This window comes from Streptomyces sp. NPDC005141 (assembly GCF_053599975.1).
In genome coordinates this window covers 78,098-96,054 of record NZ_JBSFYW010000035.1, presented here as the reverse complement: position 1 = coordinate 96,054, position 17,957 = coordinate 78,098, and the positions used below count along the sequence as shown (strand labels likewise).

Sequence of the window (17,957 nt, the reverse complement as noted above, 5' to 3'; positions counted from 1 at the left end):
GTCGCTCATGGCGGAGCTCCTGAGGTTGTCGGGACGGCGGGCGGGGCGGCCGGGGTCAGACGATGCCGCCGTTGGCGCGCAGGACCTGACCGTTGACCCAGTGGCCCCCGGGGCCCGCGAGGAAGGCGACGACGGAGGCGATGTCCTCGGGGGTGCCGAGGCGCTCCAGGGGCGGCTGGGCGGCCATCCGCGCGATGGTCTCCTCGTCCTTGCCGTCCAGGAAGAGGGCCGTGGCCGTCGGGCCGGGGGCCACGGCGTTGACGGTGATGTCCCGGCCGCGCAGCTCGCGGGCGAGGATCAGGGTCATCGCCTCGACGGCGCCCTTGGTCGCGGCGTAGGCGGTGTAGCCGGGGATGGCGAGGGCCAGCACGGAGCTGGAGAAGTTGATGATCGCGCCGCCCGCGCGCAGTCGGCGCGCGGCCTGCTGGTCGACGACGAACGTGCCGCGGATGTTGGTGCGGTGCATCCGGTCCAGGGCGTCGAGGTCGAGGTCGACGAGCGGGGCCAGGGTCATGACACCGGCCGCGTGGACGACGACGTCGACGCCGCCGAAGGCCTTCTCGGCCGTGTCGAAGAGGGCGGCGACCTCCGCCTCCTCGGCGACGTCGGCACGGAAGGCGACGGCCTGCCCGCCCGCCTCGCTGATCGCCGTGACGGCCTTGTCGGCCTCGGCCGCGTTGCCCGCGTAGTTCACGACGACGGCGTATCCCTCACCGGCCAGCCGCTCGGCGGTCTCGCGGCCGATGCCTCGGGATCCGCCGGTGACGATCGCGACGCGCGGGGAGGTGCTCGGCTGCTCACTCATGGCGTTGCTCCTTGTCTCGGCCGGGGTAGCGGTGTTCGCCATCCCGATGAGAGCAACGCTACCACCGAACAGATAGCGTCGCTACCCGACGCCTCCCGCCTCTCGTAGCGTCGCTACGCTCACCGAAAAGGTGCAGGTCAGGGACAGAGACCCAGCTCTCGCCGAGAAGCGGGGTCCGGAGTCCGCGACTTCCCGGAGAAGGACGGGACAGAGTCTGTGACCTTCACAAAGAAGGACGGGGCGGAGCCTCGTCCTTCACCGGGAGCACAGGCCGGAAGCCCCTGGGCCTTCGCCGGAGAGCCGGAGGCCGGCGCACGTGACCTTCACCGAAAAGCCGGAGGCCGGAGCCCCTGGCCCCGGCCTCACCCGTCCCGCGCCGCGGCCCGCGCCACGTCGTTCACCCGCCCCGGAGGCCGCCCCTGGCCCGGCCCGCGACCCCGTCCGGGGCGCCGCTCCGGACCTCGCGGCCCCCGCGCTCAGTTCACCCCGGCCAGACGATCGCCTGTGTCTCGCTGTACGCGTGCAGGGCGTACGACCCCACGTCCCGTCCGACGCCGCTCTTCTTGAAGCCGCCGAAGGGCGCCTCCATGTTGCGGCCGACGGTGTTGACGCCGACCCCGCCCGCGCGCAGCCGGCGGGCGACGCGGAAGGCGCGCGCCACGTCCCCGGACCAGACGTAGTCGATCAGGCCGTAGTCGGAGTCGTTGGCGAGGGCGATCGCCTCCTCCTCGTCGTCGAAGGGCAGGACGACGACGACCGGGCCGAAGATCTCCTCACGGACGACCCGCATGTCCGGTGTGCAGTCGGCGAGAAGGGTGGGCGCGACATAGAACCCGCGTGCCGGAGCGGGCCGTTCGCCGCCCGCCACCACCCGCGCGCCTTCCTTCCGCCCGAGTTCGACATAGGACTCGACGCGGTCGCGGTGGGCCGCCGAGATGACCGGGCCGACCACCGTGCCCTGCTCCCGCGGATCGCCCACCTTCAAGTGCCCTGCGTAGGCGGCCAGTTGCTGCACCAGCAGGTCGTGCACGCCCCGCTGCACCAGCACCCGGGTCGGCGCCGTGCAGATCTGCCCGCTGTAGAAGGAGAAGGTCGTGCCGATGCCCGACACCGCCGAGCCCAGATCCGCGTCGTCGAACACGATCGCCGCACCCTTGCCGCCCAGTTCCATCAGCTGGCGCTTCATGCCGCGCCCGCACACCTCGGCGATCCGCTGCCCGACCGCCGTCGAGCCGGTGAAACTGACCATGTCGACGTCCGGGGAGTCGACCGCCGCCTCGCCGGACTCCGCCGTCGAACCGCTGACCACGTTCACCACGCCCGGCGGCACACCCGCCGCCTGAAGCGCCTCGGCCATCCGGTAGACGGAGAGCGGGTCCTGCGGGGCCGGCTTCACCACCACGGTGTTGCCCATCGCGAGAGCGGGGGCGATCTTGCCCGCCGGGTTGGCCCACGGATTGTTGTACGAGGTGATGCAGGTGACCACGCCGACGGGCTGGCGCACGGCGAGCGCGCCCATCACGGCCGCCCCGCCGAAGGGCCCCGCCTCGTTGATCTGCGGCGGCAGCGGCCGCTCGACCGGCTCGGGCCGCGCGTAGCGCCGGAAACGGGCCACCCCGACCCCGACCTGCATCCCGCGCGCCGTCCCGGTGGTGGCGCCGCTCTCCGCCTGCGCGAGTTCGGCGTACGGCACGAAGTTGCGCTGGATGACGTCCGCCGCGCGGGCGAGGACGGCGGCCCGCTCCTCGGCGGGCGTGCGCGACCACGGGCCGAAGGCCTCGCGGGCCGCGGCGGCCGCCGCGTGCACCTGGTTCCGTGAGGCCTCGGGGGCCAGTCCGACGACACCCTCGGTCGCCGGGTCGATCACCTCGTAGAACCCGTTGTCGGGCGCCACCCACGATCCGCCGATGAACAGCCGTTGCTCCTCGGCCCTCCCGGTCCCGCCCGTCACCGGGTGCTCACCGTCCGGGTGTCGCGGCCCGACCGCAGCACCTTGCCCGGCACGACACCCGACACCACGTCGTCCCGGATCGACTCGACACCGTTGACCCACACGGCCGTCACCCCGATCGCCCGGGAGTCGAGCCGCGGACTGTCACCCGGCAGGTCGTGCACCAGCGTGGCCTTGCCGGCGTCGATCCGCTCCGGGTCGAAGAGCACCAGGTCGGCATGGAATCCCACCTCGACGCGCCCGCGCTCGCGCAGCCCGAAGAGCCGCGCGGGATCGTCCGTCAGCATCTTCACCGCCTGCTCCAGGGACGCGAGCCCGCGGCCGCGCAGACAGTCGCCGAGGAACCGGGTGGTGTACGGGGCTCCGCACATGCGGTCCAGATGGGCGCCCGCGTCGGAGCCGCCGAGCAGGACGTCCTGGTGCTGCCAGGTCTCGGCGCGCAGCGCCCAGGAGTCCGGGTCGTTGTCGGTGGGCATGGGCCACAGGACCGTGCGCAACTCGTCGGCCGCGCAGATCTCCACCAGGCACGCGAAGGGCTCGCGGCCGCGCTCGGCGGCGATGTCCCGCACCACGCGCCCGGTCAGGCCCTCGTTCGCCGCGCTGTAGGTGTCGCCGATGACGTACCGGCCGAAGTCGGCGAGCCGCCGGAAGACGCCCGCCTCCTTGCTGTCCGCGCGGCGCAGCATCTCGGCGCGGACCGCGGGGTCGCTGAGCTTCGCGATGCGTTCCGGGACGGGCAGCCCGAGGATCGGGCCCCATCCCGGGATCAGGTTCAGCGCGCAGAAGGTGCCGAGCGACATGTTCATCGGGGTGAGGATCGGCATGGTGAGCGCGACGACACGGCCGCCGGACTTGCGGGCGCGCTCGCTCGCCTCCAGCTGGCGCGGGACGCGCTCGGGCACGGCGGAGTCGATCGTCAGGACGTTCCAGTTGAGCGGGCGGCCCGCCACCGCGCTCATCTCCACGAACAGATCGATCTCGGCGTCGCTGAACTGGTCCAGGCAGCCGGCCACGATCGCCTCGATCTGGGTGCCCTCGTGCTCCCCCACGGCCTGTGCGAGGGCGAGCAGTTCGGCGGGCCCGGCGTGCCGGGAGGCAACCGGTCTGCCGTCGCCGTCGGAGTGGGTTGAGGACTGGGTGGTGGACAGGCCCCAGGCTCCGGCGTCCATGGCCTCGTGGAAGAGCCGCAGCATGTCCGCGAGCTGCTCCGGCGTGGGCTGTCCGCCCACGGCGTCGGGCCCCATCACGTACCGCCGCAGCGCGCAATGGCCCACCATGAAGCCCGCGTTGACGGCGATCCGCCCCTCCAGGGCGTCGAGGTACTCCCCGAAGCTGTGCCAGTTCCAGGGCGCGCCCTCCTCCAGGGCGACCAGGGACATGCCCTCGACCTTGGACATCATGCGGCGCGTGTAGTCGGCGTCCTCGGGGCGCGCGGGGTTCAGCGGGGCGAGCGTGAACCCGCAGTTGCCGCCCGCGACGGTGGTGACCCCGTGGTTGAGGGACGGGGTCGCGTACGGGTCCCAGAAGAGCTGGGCGTCGTAGTGCGTGTGCGGGTCCACGAAGCCGGGGGCGAGGACGAGTCCGTGCGCGTCCTCGACGGTCCGGGAGGGCTCGGTGACCGTACCGATCACGGCGATGCGGCCGTCCCGTATCCCCACGTCCGCGGTGTACGCGGGCGCGCCCGTCCCGTCCACGACGGTCGCGCCCCTGATCAGGTGGTCGAGCATCGCGGAACTACCCCCTAGACGGCTTGGCGGAACCGGGTCGTGCGGTGCACCGGGTCCGTGTCGATCTTCGGAATCACGTGCTCGCCGATCAGCCGGATCGTCTGGAGGGTCGCCTCCTTGGGCACCCCGACGGGCAGTCCGAAGCTGAGCTGGTCGGCACCGGCCTGCTCCCAGCGCTTGCACTGGGTGAGCACCTCGTCCGGGTCGCCGCAGATCAACAGCTCCTCCTCGATGAGGAGTTCGACGAACTCCTCGTTGTACTCGGGGAGCGTCTCGGGCCAGACGGGGAAGCCCTCGGGGCGCGGGAATGTGTCGTGGTAGCGGAAGACGAGGGAGGGCAGGTAGTGCAGCCCGCCGCCGACCGCGATCCGGATCGCCTCGTCGTGGGTGGGCGCGCAGATGGCGGTGGTGGTCACCATCACGTTGTCGTTGACGAAGTCACCGATGGGTTCGGCGTTCACGACGGCGGTCTTGTACTGCTCCAGGACCCACTCCATGTCGGAGACCTTCTGCACGCTGAAGCCGAGCACTCCGAGCCCCTTGCGGGCGGCCATGGAGTACGAGGGCGGCGACCCGGCGGCGTACCACATCGCGGGGTGCGACTTCCCGTACGGCTTCGGCAGGATCTTGCGCGGCGGGAGCGACCAGTGCTTGCCCTGGAACCCGACGTACTCGTCCTGGAGCCACATCTTCGGGAACTCGGCGATGGTCTCTTCCCAGATCTCCTTGGTGAAGTTCATGTCGGTGATGCCGGGGAGGAAGCCGAGGATCTCGTGCGAGCCGGCGCCGCGTCCGGACCCGAACTCGAAGCGGTTCCCGGTGAGATGGTCGAGCATCGCGACCTTCTCGGCGACCTTCACGGGGTGGTTGACCTGGGCGAGCGGGTTGAAGATGCCGGAGCCCAGGTGGATGCGGTCCGTGGCGTGCGCCAGATAGCCCAGGTAGACGTCATTGGCCGAGAGGTGCGAGTACTCCTCCAGGAAGTGGTGCTCGGACGCCCAGGCGTACTTGAAGCCGGACTTGTCCGCCTGGATGACGTACTCGGTCTCCTCCATCAGCGCCTTGTGCTCCGCGAGCGGATCGGTCAAGGCCCGCTTGCCCACGTATCCCTGTACAAAGAGCCCGAATTCCAAGGAGGTTCACCGTCCCCATCCAGTTATCTGACGTACCGTCAGATCCTTTGAGCCGACTGTTCCACCGCGCGCATGGACCGTCAATAGCTGATGCATCGTCAGAGAACACTCACGCCCGCGAGCCAGCCGCCGTCGATCACGAAGGGCTGCCCGGTGATGTACGAGGAGTCCTCACCGGTCAGGAACAGCGCCAGCCGGGCCACCTCCTCCGGGCGCCCGATCCGGCCGAGCGGCACCAGCTTCCGGTACAGCTCCCCGAGCGCCTCCGAGGCCTCCTCGGTGTTCGCGCCCGGATCGAGCTGCGCCGGGTTGCTCATCGCCGTGTCGACGGCCCCCGGGCACACGGCGTTGACGCGGATCCCCTTGGCCGCGAGTTCGAGCGCCGCCACCCGCGTCAGGCCGACGATGGCGTGCTTGGTCGCCGCGTACGCGCCCACGTAGGCCATGCCCGTGAGCCCCGTGTACGAGGCCGTGTTCACGATCGTGCCGCCACCCGCGGCGGCGAGCTCGGGCGCGAGGGTCTTGATCCCGAGGAACACCCCGACCTGGTTGACCTGCACGATCTGCATGAACTCGGCCAGCGGGGTGTCGACCAGTTCGTTGAAGCGCAGGATGCCGGCGTTGTTGACCAGTCCGTCGATCCGCCCGTACGCCGTCCGCGCGGACCGCACCGCCGCGCCCCAGTCCTCCTCCCGGCTCACGTCCAGGTGGACGTAGTGCGCGCCGATCTCCTTGGCGAGCGCCTCCCCCTGGTCGTCGAGCACGTCCGCGACGACCACGCGCGCGCCCTCCGCCACGAAGAGCCGCGCCTCCTGCTCGCCCTGCCCGCGCGCCGCGCCCGTGATGAGGACGACCCGCCCGTCCAGCTTGCCCATGCCCTGACTCCCTAGCTGAGGTGGGGCGCGACGTCCGCGCCGAACGCCGTTATCTGGTCCAGGAGTTCACCGCGACTGCGGCTGCGGAACCGCACCTGTATCTGGTGCACGCCCATCGCGCGGTACGCCCGCAGCGACTCGGCCAGCGCCTCGGGCGCCCCGCTCAGCGTGCGCCGCCCGACCTCCCAGCCGGGCTCACCGACGTACAGCGGCTCGGTGATCGCGCCGATCGTCAGCGGTTCCTCGATGCCGGCCTCGGCGCGCAGGCTCCCGATCCGGGCGATCTGCCCCGGCAGCCGGTCGCGCGGATCCCCCTGCGGCAGCCATCCGTCGCCGCGCAGCGCGGCCCGGCGCACCGCGGCGGGCGAGGACCCGCCCACCCACACGGGCACCCGTTCCTGCGCGGGCCTGGGCCGCTGCCCGAGCCCCTCGAAGTCGTACGTCTTGCCATGGTGGACGGGAAACTCGTCCGGCCCGAGCGCGGCGCGCAGCGCGTCGATCGTCTCGTCGAGGACGGCTCCCCGGCGCTCGAAGTCGGCCCCGACCGCCGCGAACTCCTCCTCCACGTGCCCGGCGCCCACCCCGAGGACCAGACGGCCGCCCGAGAGATGGTCGAGGGTCGCGTACTGCTTGGCCGTGACGAGCGGATGCCTGAGCCCGACGATCGCGACATGGCTGAGCAGCCGTACGCGCTCGGTCACCGCCGCGAGAAAGGCGAGCGTGGCGACCGGGTCGTACCAGATGGTGCTCATCGCGCCCGCGAGCCGGCGCGGAATGGCGACGTGGTCACAGCTCGCGACATAGGCGAAACCGGCGCGGTCGGCGGCGCGGGCGATCTCCACGAGGTCGTCGGGGCCCGCCTCCGCCTCCCACGGCTCCGCGTAGATCGTGCTCTGCGACTGGACCGGGAGCTGCATCCCGTAGGCCAGCCGCCCTTCGGGCAGTACCTGCATGGGCACACACCTCTTATCTGACGGTCCGTCACTTCCTGAGTGCCGCTGCCATAGTCGTAGCTGACCCACCGTCAGACAAGGGGTCGGACGGGCATCCGCGACGGCCGGTGTTCGGGCCGGCCGCCGGCGGCCGGGATTCAGCCCGCCCAGAGGCCGTCCGCCGTCAGGCCCAGCAGTTCGATCGCGTTGCGCCGCACGATCCGGTCGACCACGTCGGCGTCGAGGTGGCCCATCTGGGACTCGCCGACCTCCCGGGACTTCGGCCAGGTCGAGTCGGAGTGCGGATAGTCGGTCTCGTAGAGGACGTTGCCGACGCCGATCGCGTCGAGGTTCTTCAGTCCGAACGCGTCGTCGAAGAAGCAGCCGTAGACGTGCTCGGTGAAGAGCTCGGACGGCGGCCGGTGGACCTTGTCGGCGACGCCGCCCCAGCCGCGGTTCTCCTCCCACACCACGTCGGCGCGTTCCAGGATGTACGGGATCCAGCCGATCTGGCCCTCCGCGTACATCACCTTCAGATTCGGGAAGCGCTCGAACTTGCCGCTCATCAGCCAGTCGACCATCGAGAAGCAGCAGTTGGCGAAGGTGATCGTCGAACCGACCGCGGGCGGCGCGTCGGCCGAGGTGGACGGCATCCTGCTGCTGGAGCCGATGTGCATGGCGATGACGGTGCCCGTCTCGTCGCACGCGGCGAGGAAGGGATCCCAGTCGTCGGTGTGCACGGACGGGAGCCCCAGATGGGGCGGGATCTCGGAGAAGGCCACCGCGCGTACGCCACGGGCGGCATTGCGCCGTACCTCTTCCGCCGCAAGCCGGGCGTCCCAGAGCGGGACGAGCGTCAGCGGTATCAGGCGCCCCTGGGCCGCGGGCCCGCACCACTCCTCCACCATCCAGTCGTTGTAGGCCCGCACCCCGAGAAGGCCCAGCTCACGGTCGGTCGCCTCGGTGAACGTCTGCCCGCAGAAACGGGGGAAGGTGGGGAAACAGAGGGCGGACTGGACGTGGTTGACGTCCATGTCGGCCAGTCGCTGGGGCACGTCGTACGAACCTGGGCGCATCTGCTCGTACGTGATGATCTCGAGCTTGATCTCGTCACGGTCGTAGCCGACGGCCGTGTCGAGGCGGGTGAGCGGCCGGTGCAGGTCTTCGTAGACCCACCAGTCACCGATGGGACCGTCGTCGCCCGGGCTGCCCATGACGGGTGCGAACTTCCCGCCCAGGAAGGTCATTTCCTTCAGGGGCGCGCGGACGATGCGGGGGCCGGTGTCCTGGTACTTCGCGGGCAGCCGGTCCCGCCAGACGTCGGGGGGTTCGACCGTGTGGTCGTCCACCGAGATGATCCTCGGGAAGGCGGCCCGGGTGCTCGCCGAGGGGCTCTGCTGGGTTTCCGTGGTCTCCATACGGCCCACGGTAGCGCCGATCTGACGATCCGTCAGTTGCCAGTCGGCCGCCGCGGACCGCGGTACGGCCCGGGTGAATTCGCGGGGATGTGTGGGGAGGCCGTGTGAGGACCGTGTGATGTACCGTGCGGCGCCCTGTGATCGCTGTCTCGCACGGCTGACGCATCCGCCATGAACAAGGCAAACTGGCCTCGTTGTACTGACGGTTCGGCAGGGGGACAGCGATGGACGGTGTGCCGCGGGTACCGAAGCAGTGGCGTCCGGGCTCCGAGGAGCCCGCGGCGTTGCGCTTCAGCGTGCTCGGCCCGGTGCGCGCCTGGCTCGGCGACGACCCGCTGCCGGCCGGATCCCCGCAGCAACGCGCCCTGCTGGCCGCACTGTTGCTCCGCGACGGCCGCACGGCCACGGCATCCGAACTCATCGACGCCCTGTGGGGCGACGAACCCCCGTCCCAGGCGCTGGCCGCCCTGCGGACGTACGCGTCGCGCCTGCGCAAGGCGCTCGGCCCCGAGGTCCTGGTGAGCGAGTCCGGCGGCTACGCGATCCGCTCCCTCGGCGAGGGCGCGCTCGACCACGTACGCGCCCAGGAGCTCGCCGCCGACGCGGAGAAGGCGCGCGCCGCGGGCGACCTGTCCCGGGCCCGTGACCTGCTGCGGGACGCCCTCGCCCTGTGGGACGGCGAACCGCTCGCGAGCATCCCCGGACCCTACGCGGAGACCCAGCGGGCCCGCCTGGAGGAGTGGCGCCTGCAACTCCTCGAATCCCGGCTCGACATGGACCTGGAGCAGGGGTGCCACGCGGAGGCGGTCTCCGAACTCACGGCGCTCACCGCGGCCCACCCGCTGCGCGAACGCCTCCGTGAACTCCTGATGCTGGCGCTGTACCGCTCCGGCCGCCAGGCGGAAGCCCTCGCGGTGTACGCGGACACCCGGCGGCTGCTCGCCGACGAGCTCGGGGTGGACCCGCGGCAGGGCCTGAAGGAACTCCAGCAGCGCATACTCCAGGCGGACCCCGGCCTCGCGGAGCCCTCCGCCCCGGCGGCTGAGCCCTCCGCCGCCCCCGTCCGGCCCGCCCAACTCCCCGCCACGGTCACCGACTTCACCGGCCGGGCCTCCTTCGTGCAGGAACTGAGCGATGTCCTCGCCTCGGCGTCCTCCGACGAGGGCCGGGTCATGGCCGTCTCGGCGCTGGCGGGCATCGGGGGCGTGGGCAAGACGACTCTCGCGGTGCACGTGGCACACCAGTCCCGCGGGGCCTTCCCGGACGGGCAGCTGTACGTCGACCTGCAGGGCGCCGGATCCCGGGCGGCCGAACCCGAGACGGTCCTGGGCGCCTTCCTGCGGGCCCTCGGGACGGCGGACTCGGCGATCCCGGACTCGCTGGAGGAACGCTCGGCCCTCTACCGCTCGGTCCTCGACGGCCGCCGTGTCCTGGTCCTCCTGGACAACGCCCGCGACGCCGCCCAGGTGCGCCCCCTGCTGCCCGGCACAGAGGGCTGCGCCGCCCTGGTGACCTCGCGCATACGGATGGTGGACCTCGCGGGTGCCCATCTGGTGGACCTCGACGTGATGTCTCCCGAGGAGGCGTTGCAGCTCTTCACGAAGATCGTGGGCCGGGAGCGGGTCGCCTCCGAGCGGGAGGCCGCCCTCGACGTGGTCGCGGCGTGCGGCTTCCTTCCTCTCGCCATCCGCATCGCGGCGTCACGGCTCGCCGCCCGGCGCACCTGGACGGTCTCGGTGCTCGCCGCGAAGCTCGGCGACGAGCGCCGCCGCCTGGACGAACTCCAGGCCGGCGACCTGGCCGTCAAGGCCACCTTCGAACTCGGCTACGGCCAGCTGGAGCCGGCCCAGGCACGGGCATTCCGGCTGCTGGGACTGGCCGACGGCCCCGACATCTCCCTGGCGGCGGCCGCGGCGGTACTGGATCTGCCGGCCGAGGACTCCGAGGACCTCCTGGAGTCCCTCGTGGACACGTCACTGCTGGAGTCCGCGGCACCCGGCCGGTACCGGTACCACGACCTGGTGCGGCTCTACGCGCGCGCGTGTGCGGAGCGGGACGAGCAGCCACCGAGCGAGCGAGCGGCGGCCATGTCACGGCTGCTGGACTTCTATCTGGCCACGGCGGCGGGGGTGTACGTACTCGACCGCCCCGGCGACAAACTGGTGGAGCACCTCGAACCCACCGAATATCCGGGCCTGGTGTTCGAGGACCGTCACCAGGCGCAGGACTGGCTGTACGCGGAGGCGGTCTGCACGCTGGCCTGCGTACGGCAGTCGATGGGCCCGGAGACGCTGGCGCGGGCCGTCGATCTGCTCTGGGCGGCCTGCGACCTGGCGGAATCGGGAGCCAACTCCAAGGAGTACGAGGCCGTCGCCGAGGCCGCGCGCACCGCCGCGCAGCGGCACGAGGCCCCGCGCGCCGAGGCCCGTGCGCTCACGACGCTCTCCTTCGTGCACCACATCACCGGCCGGTTCGACTCGGCCGACGCGGCCGCCACTCGCGCCCTCGAACGGGCCCTCGCCACCGGCGACCCCCTGACGAGCTGCTGGTCGTCCAACATCCTCGGCGTGATCGCCCTCTACCAGAACCGTCACGACGACGGGGAGGCGCATCTGAACCGCGCCATCGAGAACTTCCGCGCCTGCGAGGACCGTCCGGGCGAGGCGAGCGCGCTGTGCAACCTCTCGCGCATCCACCTCGCCACCGGACGGACCGCGAGCGCGGTGGCACTGGCCCAGCAGGGCACGGACATGTACGACGACATGGGCCACGCGCTGAAGGGTGCCAACGGCCGGTACGCGCTGGGGCTCGCCCTCACGCAGAGCGGTCAGCTCTCCCAGGCCGTCGACCGGCTCCAGGAAGCCCTCGAGGTGTTCCAGGACAGCCGCCAACGGCTGTGGGAGGGAATGACGTTGTTCCGTCTCGCCGAGGCCGACCTCGCGGCTCGACGGCCCGCCCAGGCCGCCGCGAACGCGGAGCTGGCGCTGACCGTCCTGCGGGGGATCGGCGGCGACTGGCGGCGCGGCAATGTGCTCACGGTGCTGGGCAGGGCCCTGGGCGGCATCGGACAGATCGGCCGCGCGCAGGTCTGCTGGCGCGAAGCCCTGGACCTTTTCGAGGGGTTGGGCGCACCGGAGGCCGCCGAGGTGCGCGCGCTTCTGAAGCCGCTCGCCGTCGCCTGAGTCCCCCACGCCTGCGCGTTCATCGTTCGTTTATCGCCACGCGCCACTCTCTGGTTGTCGATCCGTCGCGTCGGGGGGCAGACGGGACGACACCCGGCCAACACCTCTAAGGTGAACCGGCCCAGAAGTGCCCGTCCGGCGACCCTCGGGGGAGTTGCCGGGCGGGTCCTTCCCGACTACCGCAACCGCAACGAACAGAACTGCCAGGGGAGCCAGTCATGAGTGACGACCTCAGCACCGACAACGTGCACGCCACCGGCGAGCCGACGGCCACCACGGACAACGTCCACGCCACGGACGAGCCGCTCAAGGGCAAGAACCCGATCGCACCGGGCGAGGACACCGGCGACGCGTCCACGGACAACGTCCACGCCACGGACGAGCCTGCCTGACCAGAGCCACACCACACGGGGATCGGCCGCGGCGGCGCGGAGGGGGAGCCGCCGCGGCCGCCGTGTGTCCGCCCGCCCCTCCCCCTCAATGAGTGATCGGCGGATTTGGGCCCCGGCCCGCTCCACCGGCCCTCCCCGTCAGTCCTCCCCGTCAGCCCACCGTGGCGGGCCGAGGCCGGCCCGGATCCGCCAGTCACCTCCTTCTCCGGAGTGGTTGTCCACAGGGGGAAACGGGTGGGGAGTTGGTTCGGGATGCTTTGGGTGTGGAGCTGAGGGAGCTGGTCGAAGGGGGCGTGTTGCTGACCTCGCGTGCCCGGCGGGCCGGGTGGGCACGGAGGTCGCTGCTCCGGGTGCTCGGAAAGGAAGGGTGGACCCGGCTCCGGGCCGGCGCCTGGGTCGAGCCGGGCCGGGATGCGGACCTCCCCACCCGGCTGCGGGCCGTGCAGCTCCTCACGTCGCGGCTCGTCGTGAGTCACCGTTCGGCCACCGCGCTCTGGCGGGTCGAGACCCTCACCCCGGTCGCCGAGCTGCCCATGGAGTTCATCGATCCCGACCTCACCTGCCGCACCGCGGGCGGGGTGTGATCGTCCACCGCATGGCCCTCGACGAGAGTGACGTCGAACGGCGTGAGGGGCTGCGCGTCACGAGCCCCGGTCGCACACTCGCCGACCTCCTCCGGGCCGACACACGGGAAGAGGCTCTCGTCGCCGTCGAGTCGGCCCTGACCTGGCGCAGCGTCGGCGGCATCCGCCGGGCGCCCCTCACGACCCTCTCCCTGGTCTCCCTCGCGCTCGAGGCACCCCAGCGCGGAGCGCAACGCGGCCGCCGCCGGCTGAAGCTCGCCGATCCGAACTCCGGCTCCCCCGCCGAGACCGTCGCACGCCTGCGGTTGCACGACGCCGGCCTGCGCCCCGAGAGCCAGGCCGAGCTCCGTACGCCGGACGGCCGCCGCCGCTGTCTGGACTTCCTGTTCCGGGCCGAGGGGCTCGCCGTCGAGATCGAGGGGTACGTGTACCACGGCACGCGCGAGTCCCACCGCCGGGATGTCGCCCGCTTCAACCAGATCCTCCAGTGCCCGGAGATGCGTCTTCTCCTCCGGTACACCGCCGCGGACGTCTTCCGCCGTCCCGCGACGATGGTCGAGGAGGTCCGCGCGGCCCTCTTCCGGCTTCGCGCCGGCGGCTCGGGACCCGGGGCGCCGTAGGTTCAGGAGGTCCCGGCCCGCAACTCCCCCTTCACCACCTTCCCGCTCGCGTTCCGCGGCAGTTCGGCGACGAATGCGATCGTGCGCGGGACCTTGTAGTTGGCCATCTCCCGGCGGGACCAGGCGATGAGGTCGTCGGCGGTGAGGACGGAGTGCGGGCGGCGGACGACGTAGGCCTTGCCGACCTCGCCCAGTCGGCTGTCCGGGATGCCGATGACCGCCACGTCGGCGACGTCGGGGTGCAGGCCGAGCAGCTGCTCTATCTCCGCGGGGTACGCGTTGAAGCCGCCGACGATGTACATGTCTTTGATGCGGTCGGTGATACGGAGATTGCCCTCGGGGTCGAGGACACCCACGTCACCCGTGCGCAGCCAGCCGTCCGCGGACAGGACCGCCGCCGTGGCCTCGGGGTCCTCGAAGTAGCCGCGCATGACGTTGAATCCGCGGACCAGGATCTCGCCGGGAGAGCCGGGGGCCGACGGGGCTCCCGAGGAGTCCACCACCCGCACCTCGGTGTCCGGGATCGCCCGGCCCGAGGTCGAGGCGATCACCGCCGGCGCGTCTCCCCTGCGGCACATCGTGACGATCCCGCTGGCCTCGGAGAGGCCGTACGCCGTCAGCACCGTGTCCACGCCGAGTTCCGTGCGCAGACGCTCGACGAGGCGCAGCGGCACCACCGCCGCGCCCGTGACCACCAGGCGCAGGGCGGAAAGGTCGTACGCGTCCCGGGACGGGTGGTCCAGCAGCGACTGGTGGAGAGTGGGCGGCCCGGGGAGGACGGAGACGCGCTCCGCGGCCACGTTGGCGAGCACCGTGTCCACGTCGAACACCGGCTGCGGGATCATCGTCGCCCCGCGCATCAGACAGGCGATGATCCCGGCCTTGTAGCCGAAGGTGTGGAAGAACGGGTTCACGATCAGGTAGCGGTCGCCCTCGCGCAGGCCGGCGAGGTCGCTCCAGATCTCGTAGCCGCGCAGCGTCTGCGCATGGGTGATCAGGGCACCCTTCGGGCGGCCCGTGGTGCCCGAGGTGAAGATGATGTCCGAGGCCGACGCGCCGGACACGGCCGCGCCGCGACGGCGTGCCTCGTCCGTGCCCACGCCCTCACCGCCCGCCAGGAAGTCCTTCCAGGTACGGAAGTCGGCGGGGGCGTCGTCCGCGAGGACGACCACCTGTTCCAGGTGCGGGAGACCGGGCAACGGGCCGGATCCGGGGCCCTCGCCGGACGCCCGCCGCAGCGACGCCACGTACGAGGTGCCGAGGAACGTTCCCGTCACGAACAGCAGCTTCGCCCGGCTCCGGGCCAGTACGTACGCGGCCTCGGCGCCCTTGAAGCGGGTGTTGAGGGGGACGAGGACCGCGCCCGCGGACACCGCGCCGAGGGCCGAGACGATCCAGTCGAGCGTGTTCGGGGCCCAGATGGCGACACGGTCACCGCGACGTACACCGCTCGCCATGCAGGCCGCCGCGGCGCGCTCCACTCGGGCGCCCAACTCCTCGTAGGAGATACGTGTCCGGCCCTCGACGACCGCCTCGCGGTCCGCGAAGCGGGTCGCCGCCGACCGCACCAGTCCCGGGACGCCGCCCCACTCCAGGTCACCGCGCATCGCGCACCTCCCGCTGAAGCACCACTAGCTGACTGACCGTCAGATTAGCTGTAGCCTGACGGCCTGTCAGCAGCCGGGACCGTCTGCGGAGGTGCACCCATGCCGGGGATCAAGGACGCCACAGCCGTCGTCGGGATCGGACAGACCCCCTTCGCCAAACAACTCCCCGAGTCCGAGAAGGCCTTGGCCTGCCGCGCGATCCTCGCCGCCCTCGACGACGCCGGCATCACGCCCGCCGAGGTCGACGGGCTCGCCTCCTACACCATGGAGGAGACCGACGAGGTGGAGGTCGCCAAGGCCGTCGGGCTCGGCGACCTCACCTTCTTCAGCAAGGTGGGCTACGGAGGCGGCGGTTCCTGTGCCACCGTCGCGCATCTCGCCGCCGCAGTGGCCTCGGGCCAGGCGACGGTGGGCGTGGCCTGGCGCTCTCGGAAACGGGGCTCGGGCCCCCGGCCGTGGAAGAACACCGCCGTCCAGCTCCCCACCCCGGCCCAGTGGACCCGTCCGTTCGGACTGCTGCGGCCCGCCGACGAGATAGGAATGCTCGCCCGCCGCTACATGCACGAATACGGAGCGACCCGCGACCACCTGTTCAACGTGGCGCTGGCCTGCCGCAACCGCGCCAACCAGAACCCGGCCGCGATGACGTACGAGCGCCCGCTGACCCGCGAGATGTACATGACCTCCCGCTGGATCAGCGAACCCCTCTGCCTCTTCGACAACTGCCTGGAGACGGACGGCGCGCTGGCCTGCGTGATCGTGTCCGCCGAACGCGCCCGCGACTGCCGGCAGCGGCCCGTGTACGTCCACTCCGCCGCCCAGGGCCTGCCGGCCCAGCACCACGGCATGGTCAACTACTGGAACGACGACCCGCTCACCGGACCCGCCTGGACCGCCGCCCGACACCTGTGGAAGCACGCCGACTTCACGCCGGAGGACGTCGATGTGGCCCAGATCTACGACGCGTTCACACCCCTCATCCCGCTCTCGCTGGAGGGATACGGCTTCTGCGGACGCGGGGAGGGCGCGGCCTTCACCGAGGGGGGTGCGCTGGAGATCGGCGGACGACTGCCCGTCAACACCGGGGGCGGCGGGCTCAGCGAGGCCTACGTGCACGGCTTCAACCTCATCAACGAGGGCGTGAAGCAGCTGCGGGGCACGAGTACGGCACAGGTGCCGGGGGCGGCGACCTGCCTGGTCACAGCGGGGGAAGGGGTCCCCACCTCCGCACTCCTGCTGAGAAGCTGAGGAGCCGAGATGAACGAGTCCCTGCTGTCCCCCGTCCTCGACGACGACGGCGCGCCCTTCTGGCAGTACGCCGCCCGGGGCGAACTCCGCGTCCAGTCCTGCGCCGACTGCGGCGAACTCCGCTTTCCGCCCCGGCCCTGCTGCCCGCACTGCCACTCCTTCGCGAGCGAGTGGCGAAGGATGAGCGGGCGGGGCAGGGTCTGGTCGTACGTCGTCCCGCATCCGCCGCTCCTTCCCGCCTACGCGGAGCAGGCCCCGTACAACGCGATCGTGGTGGAGCTGGCCGACGCGCCCCGGATACGGCTGGTCGGGAATCTGGTGAGCGGACCGGACGAACCCCTGGACTCCGTCCCGCCGGAGCGGATACGGATCGGCGCACGGGTCCAGGCGGTGTTCACCGAGGTGAACGGCATGACCGTTCCGCGCTGGGTCCTGGAGCGGGCGTGAGCGGGGACGGGGCGGGCGGGAGCGGGGACGGGGCGGGAGGCGGCGCGGGCGGTGCGGTGACCGGCCCGGGCAGGGCGGGGACCGGGACCAGGACCGGTGCCGGCACCGGCACCGGCACCGGCACCGGCGAGGAAGGCTCCGGTGCCGGGACCGCACCGGGCGAGGCGGGCACCGGGGGTGGTGGGCTCGCGGTGGCGGTCGACAAGGACACCGGGGTCGCCGTCCTCACGCTCGACCGGCCCGGCAGGCTCAACGCCATCGACCTCGGCATGGTGGCCGAACTGGTCGCCGCCTGGCGCGAGTTCCGGTTCGACGACACCGTACGGGCGATCGTCGTCACCGGCGCCGGAACGCGGGCCTTCTGCACAGGCATCGACCGGAGCGTCTCCGTACCTCAGCCCGGCTCCCCGTACATGCTGGACGATCCGCTCGCCGCGATCGGGCCGAAGGCCAACGACCTGTGGAAGCCCGTGATCGCCGCCGTGAACGGGATCGCCTGCGGCGGCGCCTTCTACCTGCTGGGCGAGTCCGAGTTCATCGTCGCCGACGAGGAGGCGACCTTCTTCGATCCGCACACGACGTACGGGATGGTCAGCGCGTACGAGTCCGTCTACCTCGCACAGCGGATGCCGTTCGGGGAAGTCGCGCGGATGGCGCTGATGGGGACCGCGGAACGGATCTCCGCACGGCGGGCCCACGAGGTGGGACTGGTGTCCGAACTCACCCCGCCGGGCGGGGCGTTGGCCGCAGCCGTGGAGTGCGCGGCCGTCATCGCGTCCTACCCGGCCGAAGCCGTCCAGGGGACAGTACGGGCACTGTGGCTGGCGCAGGAGGCGACCCGTGCGGCGGCGCTCGCGCACGCCCCCCATCTCGTCTCCCTCGGGAACCTGCCGGACGAGCGGCAGGCGGGACTCTTCTCGGCACGACGGCCGGGGTTCCGGCTGCGCTAGGGATTGCTGGGGATACCGTCCGAACACCGACTCGGCGAACCGGCCGGCCCCGGGACCTGACGGCCCTGGGACCTGACGACCCTCGG

At 71.8% G+C, this 17,957-nt stretch carries 15 protein-coding genes; 7 read left to right on the top strand and 8 right to left on the bottom strand.

The features are described from left to right. Positions 1-55 precede the first annotated feature (55 nt). The 7 genes from ACWD68_RS25570 to ACWD68_RS25540 all read right to left on the bottom strand — a co-directional run bounded on the left by ACWD68_RS25570 (position 56) and on the right by ACWD68_RS25540 (position 8,841). Positions 56-805 (bottom strand): SDR family oxidoreductase, encoded by a 750-nt coding sequence (locus tag ACWD68_RS25570; RefSeq protein ID WP_451808775.1) that lies wholly within the window; start codon positions 803-805, stop codon positions 56-58. A 481-nt stretch (positions 806-1,286) separates the two neighbouring features. Then, the gene (locus ACWD68_RS25565; protein ID WP_451808774.1) at positions 1,287-2,756 is read right to left on the bottom strand and encodes an aldehyde dehydrogenase family protein; all 1,470 of its coding nucleotides are present in this window, start codon (positions 2,754-2,756) and stop codon (positions 1,287-1,289) included. Continuing rightward, on the bottom strand, positions 2,753-4,483 hold the full coding sequence (locus ACWD68_RS25560; protein WP_451808773.1) for an N-acyl-D-amino-acid deacylase family protein: 1,731 nt from the start codon (positions 4,481-4,483) through the stop codon (positions 2,753-2,755). Before ACWD68_RS25560 ends, ACWD68_RS25565 begins: the two co-directional genes overlap by 4 nt. Positions 4,484-4,497: 14 nt before the next feature. Further along, the gene (locus ACWD68_RS25555) at positions 4,498-5,616 is read right to left on the bottom strand and encodes an LLM class flavin-dependent oxidoreductase (protein WP_451808772.1); all 1,119 of its coding nucleotides are present in this window, start codon (positions 5,614-5,616) and stop codon (positions 4,498-4,500) included. 98 nt (positions 5,617-5,714) lie between these two features. Beyond that, positions 5,715-6,491, bottom strand: coding sequence for an SDR family NAD(P)-dependent oxidoreductase (locus tag ACWD68_RS25550; protein ID WP_451808771.1), 777 nt, complete (start codon positions 6,489-6,491; stop codon positions 5,715-5,717). 11 nt (positions 6,492-6,502) lie between these two features. Next, positions 6,503-7,444 carry an LLM class F420-dependent oxidoreductase gene (locus tag ACWD68_RS25545; protein WP_451808770.1) on the bottom strand — a complete coding sequence of 314 codons (942 nt, stop codon included), beginning with the start codon at positions 7,442-7,444 and terminating at the stop codon, positions 6,503-6,505. 137 nt (positions 7,445-7,581) lie between these two features. Continuing rightward, positions 7,582-8,841 (bottom strand): amidohydrolase family protein, encoded by a 1,260-nt coding sequence (locus tag ACWD68_RS25540; protein WP_451808769.1) that lies wholly within the window; start codon positions 8,839-8,841, stop codon positions 7,582-7,584. Positions 8,842-9,065: 224 nt separating this feature from the next. On the opposite strand from ACWD68_RS25540, the gene ACWD68_RS25535 reads away from it, so the two are divergent. The 4 genes from ACWD68_RS25535 to ACWD68_RS25520 all read left to right on the top strand — a co-directional run bounded on the left by ACWD68_RS25535 (position 9,066) and on the right by ACWD68_RS25520 (position 13,619). Beyond that, entirely contained in the window at positions 9,066-12,023 is a 2,958-nt protein-coding gene (locus ACWD68_RS25535) for a BTAD domain-containing putative transcriptional regulator (protein ID WP_451808768.1), read from the top strand. Positions 12,024-12,241: 218 nt separating this feature from the next. Further along, positions 12,242-12,415 carry a hypothetical protein gene (locus ACWD68_RS25530; protein ID WP_451808767.1) on the top strand — a complete coding sequence of 58 codons (174 nt, stop codon included), beginning with the start codon at positions 12,242-12,244 and terminating at the stop codon, positions 12,413-12,415. 263 nt (positions 12,416-12,678) lie between these two features. Next, complete coding sequence (locus ACWD68_RS25525; RefSeq protein WP_451808766.1) at positions 12,679-12,999, top strand: hypothetical protein; 321 nt, start codon at positions 12,679-12,681, stop codon at positions 12,997-12,999. A gap of 11 nt (positions 13,000-13,010) precedes the next feature. Beyond that, positions 13,011-13,619 carry a hypothetical protein gene (locus tag ACWD68_RS25520; protein WP_451808765.1) on the top strand — a complete coding sequence of 203 codons (609 nt, stop codon included), beginning with the start codon at positions 13,011-13,013 and terminating at the stop codon, positions 13,617-13,619. Between the two features lie 2 nt (positions 13,620-13,621). Here the strand turns inward: ACWD68_RS25520 and ACWD68_RS25515 are convergent, their stop codons facing one another. Then, positions 13,622-15,226, bottom strand: a complete 1,605-nt coding sequence (locus tag ACWD68_RS25515; RefSeq protein ID WP_451808764.1) for a FadD3 family acyl-CoA ligase — start codon at positions 15,224-15,226, stop codon at positions 13,622-13,624. A gap of 99 nt (positions 15,227-15,325) precedes the next feature. On the opposite strand from ACWD68_RS25515, the gene ACWD68_RS25510 reads away from it, so the two are divergent. The 3 genes from ACWD68_RS25510 to ACWD68_RS25500 all read left to right on the top strand — a co-directional run bounded on the left by ACWD68_RS25510 (position 15,326) and on the right by ACWD68_RS25500 (position 17,871). Then, the gene (locus ACWD68_RS25510; RefSeq protein WP_451808763.1) at positions 15,326-16,474 is read left to right on the top strand and encodes a lipid-transfer protein; all 1,149 of its coding nucleotides are present in this window, start codon (positions 15,326-15,328) and stop codon (positions 16,472-16,474) included. A gap of 21 nt (positions 16,475-16,495) precedes the next feature. Further along, positions 16,496-16,921: a Zn-ribbon domain-containing OB-fold protein gene (locus tag ACWD68_RS25505; protein ID WP_451808785.1), complete on the top strand. Its 426-nt coding sequence runs from the start codon at positions 16,496-16,498 to the stop codon at positions 16,919-16,921. 191 nt (positions 16,922-17,112) lie between these two features. Further along, positions 17,113-17,871: an enoyl-CoA hydratase/isomerase family protein gene (locus ACWD68_RS25500; RefSeq protein WP_451808784.1), complete on the top strand. Its 759-nt coding sequence runs from the start codon at positions 17,113-17,115 to the stop codon at positions 17,869-17,871. Positions 17,872-17,957 lie beyond the last annotated feature (86 nt).

Excerpts from the sequence above, each read along its gene's own strand:
- ACWD68_RS25515 (WP_451808764.1), bottom strand. The coding sequence starts at position 15,226 with ATGCGCGGTGACCTGGAGTGGGGCGGCGTCCCGGGACTGGTGCGGTCG.
- ACWD68_RS25520 (WP_451808765.1), top strand. The coding sequence starts at position 13,011 with ATGGCCCTCGACGAGAGTGACGTCGAACGGCGTGAGGGGCTGCGCGTC.
- ACWD68_RS25545 (WP_451808770.1), bottom strand. The coding sequence starts at position 7,444 with ATGCAGGTACTGCCCGAAGGGCGGCTGGCCTACGGGATGCAGCTCCCG.
- ACWD68_RS25535 (WP_451808768.1), top strand. The coding sequence starts at position 9,066 with ATGGACGGTGTGCCGCGGGTACCGAAGCAGTGGCGTCCGGGCTCCGAG.
- ACWD68_RS25570 (WP_451808775.1), bottom strand. The coding sequence starts at position 805 with ATGAGTGAGCAGCCGAGCACCTCCCCGCGCGTCGCGATCGTCACCGGC.
- ACWD68_RS25530 (WP_451808767.1), top strand. The coding sequence starts at position 12,242 with ATGAGTGACGACCTCAGCACCGACAACGTGCACGCCACCGGCGAGCCG.
- ACWD68_RS25510 (WP_451808763.1), top strand. The coding sequence starts at position 15,326 with ATGCCGGGGATCAAGGACGCCACAGCCGTCGTCGGGATCGGACAGACC.
- ACWD68_RS25540 (WP_451808769.1), bottom strand. The coding sequence starts at position 8,841 with ATGGAGACCACGGAAACCCAGCAGAGCCCCTCGGCGAGCACCCGGGCC.
- ACWD68_RS25560 (WP_451808773.1), bottom strand. The coding sequence starts at position 4,483 with ATGCTCGACCACCTGATCAGGGGCGCGACCGTCGTGGACGGGACGGGC.
- ACWD68_RS25550 (WP_451808771.1), bottom strand. The coding sequence starts at position 6,491 with ATGGGCAAGCTGGACGGGCGGGTCGTCCTCATCACGGGCGCGGCGCGC.